Consider the following 12,299-nt stretch of genomic DNA (forward strand, 5'->3'; position numbering starts at 1 on the left):
ATCGGCGGGGTCTACGCGTAGACGGCCCCGCCGAGCACGATGTGCGAAGGATGCCGGAGGACGCCCAGGTCCTCGCGCGGATCGGCCGGGTAGACGAGCAGGTCGGCGGGCGCGCCGTCGGCGATGCCGGGGTGGCCGAGCCAGTCGCGGGCGGCCCAGGACGCGCTCGCGAGGGCCGCTTCGCGCGTCATGCCGGCGCGGTGGAGCGCCTCGATCTCGTCGACGAGCCTGCCGTGCTCGACCATGCCGCCGGCGTCGCTGCCCGCGAAGACGCGTACGCCCGCTTCGATGGCCGAAGCGACCATCTCGCCGACACCGGCGTGCAACGCGCGCATGTGCGCGGCGTACGCCGGGTACTTGCCCGCCTTGTCCGCGATGCCGGGGAAGTTCTCGATGTTGATCAGCGTCGGCACCAGGGCGACGTCGTGCCGGGCCAGCTCGGCCAGCTGGTCGGCGCTCAGGCCGGTGCCGTGCTCCAGGCAGTCGATCCCGGACGCGATCAGCCCCGGCAACGCCGCTTCGCCGAACACGTGCGCGGTGACGCGGGCGCCGTTCTCGTGCGCGACCTTGACGGCTTCGGCCAGGACGTCGTCCGGCCACAGCGGCGCGAGGTCGCCTGCGCCGCGGTCGATCCAGTCGCCCACGAGCTTGACCCAGCCGTCACCGTCACGCGCCTGCCCGGCGACCGCTTCCGGCAGCTGGGCCGGGTCGTCCAGCTCGATGCCCAGGCCCGGGATGTACCGCTTGGCCAGCGCGAGGTGCTGCCCGGCGCGGATGATCGCCGGCAGGTCGGCGCGTGCTTGCAGCGGCCGGACGTCGATCGGCAGGCCGCAGTCGCGGATGAGCAGCGTCCCGGCGTTGCGGTCGGTGATCGCCTGCTCGGCCGCCTCTTCTAGGGACACCGGGCCGCCGACGCCGATGCCGGGGTGGCAGTGCGCGTCGACCAGGCCGGGCACGAGGAAGACGTCCCGGCCGAGCGTCTCGGCGTCCGGGACCGGCTCGAAGGAGATCCGGCCGCCGGTGATCCACAGCTCCCCCGGCTCGCCGCCGGGCAGGATCACCCCGGCGGCGTGGAGCGCCGTGCTCAATTGTCCTTCGGGTTCTTCGGCAGCTTGAACTTCGTCGGGTCGAAGCCCGGGACGTCGTTCATGCCGCCCAGCTGCGAAAGGTCGGGCATCCCGCCCGGCATCTTGCCGCCAGGGGGCAGCATCGGCATGCCGCCGGGGAAACCGCCGCGGACCTTGGGGGGCGTGGGGCCGCGGCCCTTCTTCCCCTTCTTGCCCTTGCGGGACTTCGAGCCGCCGCCCCCGCCGCCGAAGCCGAACCGGCCGGCCATCTGGGCCATCATCTTGCGGGCCTCGAAGAACCGGTTGACCAGGTCGTTGACCTCGCGGACGGTGACGCCGGAGCCGTTGGCGATGCGGAGACGGCGCGACCCGTTGATCATCTTCGGGTCTTCACGCTCGGCCGGGGTCATGCCGCGGATGATCGCCTGCAGCTTGTCCAGGTGCTTGTCGTCGACCTGGGCCAGCTGGTCCTTCATCTGGCCGGCGCCCGGGAGCATGCCGAGCAGGTTGCCGATCGGGCCCATCTTGCGGACCGCCAGCATCTGCTCGAGGAAGTCCTCCAGGGTGAGCTGGCCGCTCGAGAGCTTCTCCGCGGCCTTCTCGGCCTGCTGCTGGTCGAAGGCCTGCTCGGCCTGCTCGATCAGGGTGAGCACGTCACCCATGCCGAGGATCCGCGACGCCATCCGGTCCGGGTGGAAGGTGTCGAAGTCCTCGAGCTTCTCGCCGTTGGAGGCGAACAGGATCGGCTGCCCGGTGACCTCGCGGACGGACAGCGCGGCACCACCGCGGGCGTCACCGTCGAGCTTGGTGAGCACGACGCCGGAGAAGCCGACGCCGTCGCGGAACGCCTCGGCCGTGGTCACGGCGTCCTGGCCGATCATCGCGTCGACGACGAACAGGACCTCGTCCGGCTCGACCGCGTCGCGGATGTCCGCGGCCTGCTTCATCAGCTCTTCGTCGACACCCAGGCGGCCCGCGGTGTCGACCACGACGACGTCGTGCTGCGCGTGCTTGGCCTCGGCGATGGCGCGGCGGGCGACGTCGACCGGGTCGCCGACGCCGTTGCCCGGCTCGGGCGCGAAGGTGACGACGCCGGCGCGCTCGCCGACGACCTGCAGCTGCGTGACGGCGTTCGGGCGCTGGAGGTCGCAGGCGACCAGCATCGGCGCGTGGCCCTGCTTCTTCAGCCACAGCGCGAGCTTGCCGGCGAGCGTCGTCTTACCGGCACCCTGCAGACCCGCCAGCATGATCACGGTCGGCGGCGTCTTGGCCAGGTTGAGCCGCCGCGTCTCGCCGCCGAGGATCCCGACGAGCTCCTCGTTGACGATCTTGATGACCTGCTGCGCGGGGTTGAGCGCCTGGGAGACCTCGGCGCCCTTCGCCCGCTCCTTGATCCTCGCGATGAAGGTCTTGACCACGCCGAGGGCGACGTCGGCCTCCAGCAGCGCGATGCGGATCTCGCGCGCGGTGGCGTCGATGTCGGCGTCGGACAGCTTGCCCTTGCGCGTGAGCGTCTGCAGGGCGGCGGTGAGCCGATCGGAGAGGGTGTCGAACACGGGTGTGCACGCTCCAGCTGGGTCGATGGTGGCGCGCCGGACACAGCCGGCTCTGTCGAGGGTAGTCGCTCCGGCTCCTTCCCTCCGCGGGTGTGCGCGCATTAGTACGCGTGCGTTAACTACCGTTCGACGCACTTCCGAGTGATCACGCGAAAACTGGTGGCGCCGTGGCCGGATTTTAGTAAACATAGGTGCATGACCACTGTCCCTGTCCTGAGCGAGCCGGCCACCGACGCCGACGAGCCGGTGCCGCTGCGGCGGATCGCCGGGCTGTTCCGCCCCCACCGCGGGCCGCTCGGTGCACTGTTCGCGCTGATCGTCGTGCAGGCCGGCCTCGGCGTGGTCTCGCCGTTCCTGCTGCGCGAGATCCTCGACGACGCCCTGCCGCACCGCGACACGCTGCTGATCAGCCTGCTGGCGGCCGGGATGATCGTCTGCTCGGTCGGCAGCGGCTCGCTCGGCGTGGCGACCACCGGGCTGTCCAACACCATCGGGCAACGGGTCATGAACGAGCTGCGCGTCTCGGTCTACGGCCACCTGCAGCGGATGTCGCTCGGCTTCTTCACGCGGACGAAGAGCGGCGAAGTGCTCTCGCGGGTGTTCAACGACATCGGCGGGGTCGACAACGTGATCACCACGACCGCCGGGGCGATGGTGCAGAACGCGACCACGACGATCGCCATCGCCACCGCGCTGATCCTGCTGGACTGGCAGCTCGCGGCCCTGTCCCTGATCGTCGTGCCGTTGTTCCTGCTGTTCACACTGCGGCTGGGCAAGAAGCGGCGGAACCTGGCCCGTGGCCGCACCCGCCGGATGGCCCGCCTGACGACGATGGTCGAGGAGTCCCTGTCGGTCACCGGGGTGCTGCTCGCCAAGACGATGGGCAACGAACGGGCCGTGCGCGAGCGCTTCGGGGCGGAGTCGCGGGAGATCGCGTCGCTGGAACGGGCCGCCGCACTGGCCGGCCGCTGGCAAACGGCGTCGCGGGCGATGAGCCTGACCGTGATCCCGGCGCTGGTCTACTGGATCGCCGGGCTGGCGCTGGCCGGTGGTGCGTCGCCGATCTCGCTCGGCACGGTGGTGGCGTTCACCAGCATGCTGAACCGGCTGGTCGCGCCGGCGAGCGCGATGCAGTCGATCGGGCAGAACGTGGCGACGTCGAAGGCGCTGTTCGGCCGCATCTTCGAGGTACTGGACCTGCCGGTGGAGATCGCGGACAAACCCGGGGCCCGGGAGCTGGCGGTGCGCCGCGGCGACGTCTCGATGCGCGGCGTCTCGTTCAGCTATGACGCGGGCGGCCCGCCGACCCTGCACGAGATCGATCTCGACGTGCCGGCCGGGACCACGACGGCGCTGGTCGGCTCGACCGGCTCGGGCAAGACGACGCTCGCCTACCTCGTCGCGCGGCTCTACGAGGTGAGCAGCGGCTCGGTGACGATCGACGGCACCGACGTCCGGGACGTCACCCTGGAATCGCTCGCGGCCGGCGTCGGGCTGGTGTCGCAGGAGACCTACCTCTTCCACGACACCGTGCGGGAGAACCTGCGCTTCGCCAAGCCGGACGCGACGGACGACGAGATCGAGCTGGCGGCGAAGGCCGCGCACATCCACGACACCCTGGCCGGCCTCCCCGAAGGGTACGACACGGTCGTCGGCCAGCGCGGCTACCGGTTCTCCGGCGGCGAGAAGCAGCGGATGGCGATCGCCCGGATCCTGCTGCGCAACCCGCCGGTGCTCATCCTGGACGAGGCGACCAGCGCGCTCGACACCCGCACCGAACGCTCGGTGCAGGCCGAGCTCGACCGGCTCGCCGCGGGCCGCACGACGCTGACGATCGCGCACCGTTTGTCCACTGTGGAACACGCGGACCAGATCGTGGTGCTGCACGAAGGGAGGATCGCCGAACGAGGAACACACGAGGAGCTGCTGACGCGCGGCGGGCGTTATGCCCGGCTCGTACGGGGAACCCTCTAACCTGGGGCCATGCAGCCCGACACGGTCCACGCGGACGCCGAACTCGCCGACCTGTCCCGGCGGGTGCGTGAAGGCGTGGGACGGTTGAACTGGCGGATGCGCTCCGAGGCGGACCACCGCATCCCCGGGCCGGCCGTGCTCGCGGTGCTGAGCCGGCTCTACCGCGCGGGCACGCAGACGCCGACGGAGCTCGCGGAGGCGGAACGGCTGCAGCCGCAGTCGCTCACCCGGATCCTGGCGTCGCTGACGCTGCGCGGGTGGGTCGACCGGGTGCCGGACCCGGACGACCGGCGCCGGTCACGGGTCAGCATCACCGCGGACGGGCTGACCGTGCTGCGCCGGTACAGCAGCCAGCGCGAACGGTGGCTGGCGGCCGCCCTCGAGTCGACGCTGTCGCCGACCGAGCGGCAGCTGCTCAGGCTGGCGGCCGACCTGCTGATCCGGGTGGCCGACTCCTGAGCGGTCCTGGCCCCCGAGACGTTGGTCGGCGCCAACGGCCAGGCTCGCAGCCGGCCGGGCTGCCCAGGGGCGCAGACGCCTGAAGACTGCCGTGGAGACCCCTCGATCCCTCCACGGCAGCCTTCGGACACCCCCATGCTCACACCGCCTCCCCGCGGTGCGAGGCGGGTTCCGGAACGGGCTGCTCCTCCTCCGGCCCGCCCCGGAACCCTGGTGCCCGGACGGCTCACCTCCCCAGGGGCCGTCCGGACTTCCTTCCTGGCCGGTGGTCCGGTACCCGCCGGCAGGACAAAGTCTGCCGCGCCGGGAGCGGTGAGTTGAGTGTGAGAACCCTCAATTACCCGTGGGTAGTAATACTCAGCCGGAGGTCTTCGTGCTCCTGCGCGTCGCAGCCCGCTTCGCCGTCGTACGCGCCTTCGCCGCCCTCGACGCCGCCGCCTTGGCCTTCGCGACGGCCGCGTTGCGCGCGCCCTCCGCTTCGGCGGCGCTTTCCTGCAATGCCGCCAGCAGACGCGTCACGCCCTCGGCCTGCTCCGCAGCCGTCGGCTGGACGACCTCGGCGCCGTCGATCTTCGCCTGGACCAACGCTTGGAACGCTTCGCGGTAACGGTCGGGGTAGCGGCCGGGGTCGAACTCGCCCGTCAGCTCCTCGACCAGGTTCACCGCGCGCCGCAGCTCGCCGGGGCGGATGTCGACGTCCGCGTGGCGGAAGGGGAAGTCGGGCTCGCGCACCTCGTCCGGCCAGCGCATCGTCTCGAGGACGATGACCTGGTCGCGCACACGCAGGGCGCCGAGCGTCTCGCGGCGGCGCAGCGCGACCGTGACCAGCGCGATCCGGCCCGACTGCTGCAGGGCTTCGCTGAACAGCACGTACGGCTTCGTGCCCGCCGGCTCGGGTTCGAGGTAGTAGCTCTTCGCGAACCAGATGGGGTCGACGTCGGCGAGCGGGGCGAACCCGCGGATGGCGATCGTGCGGCCCGGCATCGGGAGCGACGCCAGCTCGTGGTCGGACAGCAGGACGACGTCGCCGCCGGGGACCGGGTAGCCGCGGACCATCTCTTCCGGCGGTACCTCGGCGCCGTCGACCTCGCAGACCCGCTTGACCCGGACGCGGCCGCCGTCGGCTTCGTGCACCTGGTGCAGCGGGAGCTCGCGCTCTTCGGTGGCGCTGTACGCCTTCACCGGAACGGCGTAACTGCCGAACCCGATCGTGCCCGTCCACACCGCACGCATGCGCACCACCTCCGCAGCTCTCAGGCTAGACAGCCGCCCGCGCGGATCGACAGCTACAAACGGGTGTCAGGCGAAACGGATTCGCTCACACATTCGAAGGACGGCGTGACCTCGTCGAGCGCCTCCGCGGAACAGCGGGAGGCGATGGCCGCCGCGCGGAGCACCTCGGTGACCACTTCGACGTCCAGCGGCGGGGCCGCGGCGAGCGCGGCCGAACCGCCTTCGACGCGGGCGGCGAGGCCGGCGAGCGCGTGGGAAATGGCCTCCTGGCCGGCCACCAGCTGGGCGACGACGTCGGTGAGTTCACCGGTCGTGGCACCCGGGCCGCCGCAGCGCAGGCCGGCGGCGAGTTCTTCGGCACAGGTGCGCAGGTGGGTGGCGACAACCGTCGGCGGCAGCGTCAGCCGATCTTGCATCGATCACCCCTCGGGCCGGTCAGAGCAGCCATAGTGCCACCGCACGCGCCGTCACCGGATCCGACACACCGCCGCTCACATATTTGACCGACCGTTCTCAATGACGATAGGGTTTTGATCATGTCCCGGGTCAAGGAGTTCGACGTCGGCGAAGCCTGCGAAGGCGCCCTCACGCTCTTCCGGCGTCAGGGGTACGAGGCGACGTCGGTGAGCGACCTCGTGACACACCTCGGCGTCGCCAAGGCGAGCCTGTACGCCACCTTCGGCACGAAGCACGACCTCTACGTCACGGCATTGAAGCGCTACTCGGAACAGGCCGACGCGCGCGTGATGTCCCAGCTGTCGGAGCCGGGCTCCGGCGTGGCCGCGGTGCGCCGGCTCTTCGAGAGCTACGTGGCGGAAATCCTCGGTGACGAGGCGAGGATGGGCTGCTTCGTCGTCAACGCGGCGATCGAGCTGCTCCCCCACGACCCCGACGTCGCCAGGCTGGTGGAGCGCAGCTGGGACACCCTCGAGGTCGCCCTCACCATGGCGCTGGAACGCGCGCGAGCCCAGGGCGAACTCCCCGGCGGGAGCGACCCGGCGACGCTGGCGCGGTTCCTGCTCACCGTGTTGCAGGGACTGCGCGTGCTCGGCAAGGGCACCGACGCGGCGAGCCGGGTGCACGCGGCCGTCTCGCAGGCCATTCGGCTTATTCAAGAATGATCGGACCAGAAAGAGAGTACACAATGGGGGCACGTTTCGCGGGCAAGGTCGTCCTGGTGACGGGCGGCGGCTCGGGTATCGGACGGGCGACGGCCCGGGCGTTCGCGGCCGAAGGCGCGACCGTGGTCGTCGCGGGGCGCGACGAGCGGCGCCTCGCGTCGGCGGTCGAGGAAATCGGCGGCGACGCGAGCGCGGTGACCGTCGACGTGACCGACTCCGCCGACGTGGCGCGGATGGTCGAGACGATCGTCGCGCGGCACGGCGGGCTCGACGTCGCGTTCAACAACGCGGGCATCCTCGGGTCGCCGGCGCCCGTCGCGGATCTGGACGAGGACGGCTTCGGCGCGGTGCTGGACACGAACGTCACCGGGACGTGGCTGTGCCTGAAGCACGAGGTCGCGCACATGCGGGCGCACGGCGGCGGCGCGATCGTCAACATGGCGTCGAACATCGGCGCGCACGGCAGGCTGCCGAACATGGCGGCCTACGCGGCGTCGAAGGCCGCGGTGAGCGCGCTGACCCGGACGGCGGCGCGCGACCACATCGGCGACGGGGTCCGCATCAACGCGGTCAGCCCGGGCGCGACCGACACGGACATGTCCCGGCGCCCCGGCGAGACGGACGCGGACCGCGCCGCGCGGCTGAAGGACGCGATCCCGCTGGGCCGGGTGGGCGCCACGGCCGAAGTGGCCGCCGCGGTGCTGTGGCTGGCTTCGGACGAGGCGGCGTTCACCGTGGGGCACGACCTGGTGGTCGACGGCGGCGCGACCGCCTGAGCGGCCCACCCGGGCGCGGTGACCGTTCACGACTCACGGTTGCGCATGGCGGCATTCCTCTCTGGGGCTGGGACGGGCGGGGACGGCGGATGTTCAGGACTCGCGGTTACGCACGACAGCTCTCCTTCCGGGCGCGGTGACAGCGGGTTGCAGCAGCTCAGGACTCGCGGTTACGCACAGCAGCACTCCTTCCGGACGCAGGGACCGACGGCTCGGGCTCAGGACTCGCGATTGCGCACCACAGCACTCCTCTCGGACGCGGCGACAAGGGGCTCGCGAAGGCTCAGGACTCGCGGTTGCGCATGACGGCCTCCCTCCGGCGGGTTCGCGCGGACATCGGGATTCAGGGGGCCTCAGGACTCGCGGTTGCGCATGGCGGCGACCTCCCTTCACTGCTCCGAACGTGTGGCAATCGTCGATCGCGGCCGTCCGGTGTGGTGGGGTGGATGCGGATCGTCGGATCACCCCCAGGGGAGTTGCACCGCCTTGAGTATGGACGGCGCCCGTCCGGCCGAACGCCACCCGGCCCGGATCCGAGGGGCGCTGAACCCTGCTCTCTGGACGCTCTGGCGGCAGCGGCGGTCCCTGATCCTCTACTGCTTCCTCGTCGAGTCGGTCGCGCTCGCCGCCACCGTCTGGACCGCCGTCTCGGTGCCCGTGCGGTCCTGGGACCTCGTCGTCTTCGGGGTGCTCGCCGGGCTCGGTGTGCTGCAGGCCGAGCTGGGCCGGCAGGTCGAACGCGTCCGGCGGCTGGTTTCGGACACCCCGCACATCAACCTGACGTCGGTCTGGACGTTCGCCGGCGTGCTGCTCCTGCCGCCCGCGCTCGGGGCCGCTCTCGTTGTCGTCCTGTACGTGCACCTCGGGACGCGCAGCCTGGCGCGGATCAAGCGCGTCCCGCCGTTCCGGATCGCGCTGAACGCGACACTGGTCGTCGTCACCTGCTACTCCGCCGACCTGGTGCTCGCGCGGCTGGGGGTCGGGGACATGTCCGCGGCGCTGACGGCGGGCTGGCGGGGCGTCACCGCGATCACGCTAGCGGCGGTGACGTACTTCCTGGTCGCGGCGATCACGATCATCCCGGCGCTGACCATCACGACCCGCTCGGTGAAGGCGTTCTTCGGCGGTCTCGGCGACAACCTCCTCGAGGTCGCGACGCTCTGCCTGGGCATGCTCACGGCGTTGACGCTGGCGACGCTGCCCGCGCTGGCCGTCGCGATCGTGCCGCCGCTGCTGGTGCTGCACCGGGCGGTGCTGATCAAGCAGCTGGAGATCGCGGCGACGACCGACGAGAAGACGGGCCTGTTCAACACGACCGGCTGGCACCTGCTGGCCTCACGCGAGCTGGCCAGGGCGCAGCGCAGCACGCGGAGCACGTTCGGCGTGCTGATGATCGACCTGGACCACTTCAAGCTGATCAACGACCAGCACGGCCACCTGGCGGGCGACACGGTCCTGCGCGCGGTCGCGGCGACGATCAAGAGCGCGGTCCGCGACTACGACTCGGTCGGCCGCTTCGGCGGCGAGGAGTTCGTGGTCCTCCTCCCGGACATCGGCCCGGCCGCGGTCCTGGCGGTGGCCGAGCGCATCCGGTCGGCGATCGAGGCGCTGAAGGTCGAGTACGAGGACGGCACCGACAGCCGGGTCATCGCGGACCTGTCGGCCTCGATCGGAGTGGCGACGTACCCGGACGGCGGAACGGCCGTCGACCGCCTGCTGCAGGCCGCGGACAAGGCCCTGTACCGAGCCAAGGACGCGGGCCGCAACCAGGTGGTCGACGGCACGGCGACCGCCTAGGAAGCCGCGGCCAGGACGGCCTGTTCCACCTCGCGGCGCCAGCCCGGCTCGATGCGGCCGCTGCGGGGTGTCACCGCGAACGAGTCCACCACCGCTCCGCCCAGTGTCGACGCCTTGGCCCAGCGGACCTCCGCGTCGCACCTTCTCAACGCTCCCGCCACCCGGAACAGCAAGCCGATGCGGTCGGCTGCGCGTAGTTCCAGGACCACCGTGTCCGGGCCCGATGTCTCGTCGTCGAACCACAACACCTTCGGTGCCGCCGCAGCTGCCGGTGTTCCGTAGTCGCGCTCCTTTGCCGCCAGGCGCTGGGTCAGGGGCAGAGTTCCCGCCACCGCTCGGGCGAACTGCTCGCGCAACAGCGTTGCGTCCGGCAGTGAACCGAACTTGGGAGACGCCGTGAAAATGCCCGCCCGGCCGCCTTCGTGGCCGCGCAGGACCGCCGAGTGGACCTCCAATGAATTCAGCGCCAGCACGCCCGCCGCCGGGGCCAGGAGTTCCGCTCGGGCCGGGACCGCCAGGAGGACCGTCACCACCTTGCCGTGCGAGCTGATCCGGATCTCGCCCGTGCCCGAGGCCACCGCCGAAGCGACGAGCTCGCGTTGTTCTTCGTCCATCGGTGATGGGGCCGTGAAACCCTTGCCGCGCAACACTTCCTCGCAGCCCGACACCAGCTCGGCCAGCAGGCGGGCCTTCCAGTCCGTCCAGACGCCGGGGCCGGTGGCCAGGGAATCGGCCTGGGTCAGCGCGTGCAGCAGCTCCACCAGGACGATGTCGCTGTCCAGGGTCTTCACCACCCGCGCCACCGTGGCCGGCTCGCTGATGTCGCGCCGGGTTGCCGTGTGGGGCAGCAGGAGGTGGTGGCGGACCATCGCCGACACCGTGGCCGCGTCGGCCGGGGTGAGGCCCAGCCGGGTCGCCACCTGGGCGGAGATCTTGGCGCCCAGCTCCGAGTGGTCGGCGTCGCGGCCCTTGCCGATGTCGTGCAGCAGCGCGCCGATCAGGAGCAGGTCCGGCCGCGGCACCGTGGTGGTCAGCTTGGCCGCCTCGACGCACGTCCTGATCAGGTGCCGGTCGACCGTCCACTGGTGCACCGGCGAGCGCGGCGGCAGGTCGCGGACCGCCCCCCACTCCGGGAACAGCCGGGACCACAGGCCCGTCCGGTCGAGCGACTCGACCGCGTCGACCAGGCCCTCGCCCGCGCCCAGCAGATCCACCAGCGCGTTCAGCGCCTCGGCCGGCCACGGCGCGCGCAGCTCCGGCGCCGACTCGGCCAGTGCCTTCAGGGTGCCGAGCGCGATCGGCTTGCCCGTGCGCGCCGAGGCCGCGGCCACCCGCAGCAGCAGCGCCGGGTCCTTCGCCGGGACGGCGTCGCGGGCCAGCGCGACCTCGTTCCCGTGCAGCACCACGTTTTCCGCCAGCGGTGTCCGCGAGGGACGCCGCCCGAAGCGCGCCCGAGGTGGCTCCACAGTGGACCGCAGGGCGACGTCCACCGCGTACGCGATCGTGCGGCCCGCGCCGGAAAGCCTGCGGGCCAGCGTGAACCGGTCGCCGAAGCCGAGCTCGGCGGCGACCAGGTCGGCCTCCGGCGCGGACAGGACGTCCCGTTCACGCCGGATTTCGCGCCGCAGCTCGGTGCGGACGTCGAGCAGGAGCCCCTTGGCTTCCAGGAGTTCCTCGCCCGGCCGCGCGGTGAGCTGCGCCGCGGCGAGGGCTTCCAGGACGGCGAAGTCCCGCAGCCCGCCCCGGCCGTGCTTGAGGTCCGGTTCGGCGGACTGCGCGATTTCGCCGCTGCGGGCCCAGCGCTGCCGGACCGACGCCGTCATGTCCGGGATCTGCTTGCGCGCGGTGCGGCGCCACTGGTCCCGCGCCGCGGACGCCAGGCGGCCGGTCAGCTCGGCGTCCCCGGCGAGGTGCCGGGCGTCGAGCAGGCCCATGGCCACGCGCGGGTCTTCCGAAGCGACCTTCAGGGCCTCACCCGGCGTGCGCACCGAGTGGTCGAGCCCGACTTTCGCGTCCCACAGGGGATACCAGAGCGCGTCCGCGATCTCCCCGACGCCGCTGTTGCCGTTGTGCACCAGCAGCAGGTCGAGATCGGAGAACGGCACCAGCTCCCGCCGGCCGAGCCCGCCCACGGCGACCAGCGCGACACCCGGTTCCGCGGTGTCGACGCCGGCCGCCGAGGCTCCCCTGCTCAGCCAGAACTCGTAGAGGTCGACCAGGGCCGCCCGCAGTGCGGACGCCCCCAGCCTCCCGTGCCTGCCCTCGAGCAAACGCTCGGTGGCCTTGACCAGTTCGCCCCCGTCGGCCATCCCAGAC

At 71.8% G+C, this 12,299-nt stretch carries 10 protein-coding genes; 5 read left to right on the forward strand and 5 right to left on the reverse strand.

Annotated elements, in window-relative coordinates; all coding sequences use genetic code 11:
• Positions 1-11: 11 nt before the first annotated feature.
• Together OO60_RS19185 and ffh are read right to left on the reverse strand one after the other, a co-directional pair.
• Positions 12-1,088, reverse strand: coding sequence for an amidohydrolase family protein (locus OO60_RS19185; RefSeq protein WP_003103093.1), 1,077 nt, complete (start codon positions 1,086-1,088; stop codon positions 12-14).
• A complete protein-coding gene (gene ffh / locus OO60_RS19190) occupies positions 1,085-2,623 on the reverse strand; it encodes a signal recognition particle protein (protein WP_003103091.1) in 1,539 nt (512 codons plus the stop codon). The genes OO60_RS19185 and ffh overlap by 4 nt, the downstream gene beginning before the upstream one ends.
• A 195-nt stretch (positions 2,624-2,818) precedes the next feature.
• Here ffh and OO60_RS19195 point away from each other — a divergent pair, with 195 nt between their 5' ends.
• Positions 2,819-4,597, forward strand: coding sequence for an ABC transporter ATP-binding protein (locus OO60_RS19195; RefSeq protein WP_003103088.1), 1,779 nt, complete (start codon positions 2,819-2,821; stop codon positions 4,595-4,597).
• 9 nt (positions 4,598-4,606) lie between these two features.
• The gene (locus OO60_RS19200; protein WP_003103084.1) at positions 4,607-5,056 is read left to right on the forward strand and encodes a MarR family winged helix-turn-helix transcriptional regulator; all 450 of its coding nucleotides are present in this window, start codon (positions 4,607-4,609) and stop codon (positions 5,054-5,056) included.
• 357 nt (positions 5,057-5,413) lie between these two features.
• On the opposite strand, the gene ku is transcribed toward OO60_RS19200, so the two are convergent.
• Both ku and OO60_RS19210 read right to left on the reverse strand, forming a co-directional pair.
• Positions 5,414-6,289 carry a non-homologous end joining protein Ku gene (gene ku / locus OO60_RS19205; RefSeq protein WP_003103082.1) on the reverse strand — a complete coding sequence of 292 codons (876 nt, stop codon included), beginning with the start codon at positions 6,287-6,289 and terminating at the stop codon, positions 5,414-5,416.
• Between the two features lie 53 nt (positions 6,290-6,342).
• Positions 6,343-6,705: a hypothetical protein gene (locus OO60_RS19210; RefSeq protein WP_003103080.1), complete on the reverse strand. Its 363-nt coding sequence runs from the start codon at positions 6,703-6,705 to the stop codon at positions 6,343-6,345.
• 120 nt (positions 6,706-6,825) lie between these two features.
• Here OO60_RS19210 and OO60_RS19215 point away from each other — a divergent pair, with 120 nt between their 5' ends.
• The 3 genes from OO60_RS19215 to OO60_RS19225 all read left to right on the forward strand — a co-directional run bounded on the left by OO60_RS19215 (position 6,826) and on the right by OO60_RS19225 (position 9,983).
• Entirely contained in the window at positions 6,826-7,410 is a 585-nt protein-coding gene (locus OO60_RS19215) for a TetR/AcrR family transcriptional regulator (RefSeq protein WP_003103078.1), read from the forward strand.
• Positions 7,411-7,433: 23 nt separating this feature from the next.
• A complete protein-coding gene (locus tag OO60_RS19220; RefSeq protein ID WP_003103076.1) occupies positions 7,434-8,186 on the forward strand; it encodes a glucose 1-dehydrogenase in 753 nt (250 codons plus the stop codon).
• A gap of 492 nt (positions 8,187-8,678) precedes the next feature.
• Positions 8,679-9,983: a GGDEF domain-containing protein gene (locus OO60_RS19225; RefSeq protein ID WP_003103074.1), complete on the forward strand. Its 1,305-nt coding sequence runs from the start codon at positions 8,679-8,681 to the stop codon at positions 9,981-9,983.
• On the opposite strand, the gene OO60_RS19230 is transcribed toward OO60_RS19225, so the two are convergent.
• A complete protein-coding gene (locus OO60_RS19230; RefSeq protein ID WP_003103064.1) occupies positions 9,980-12,292 on the reverse strand; it encodes a [protein-PII] uridylyltransferase in 2,313 nt (770 codons plus the stop codon). The two genes, OO60_RS19225 and OO60_RS19230, sit on opposite strands and share 4 nt — an antisense overlap.
• Positions 12,293-12,299 lie beyond the last annotated feature (7 nt).

It is taken from the genome of Amycolatopsis vancoresmycina (assembly GCF_000716785.1).
In the GTDB taxonomy this organism is placed as follows: Bacteria; Actinomycetota; Actinomycetes; order Mycobacteriales; family Pseudonocardiaceae; genus Amycolatopsis; species Amycolatopsis vancoresmycina.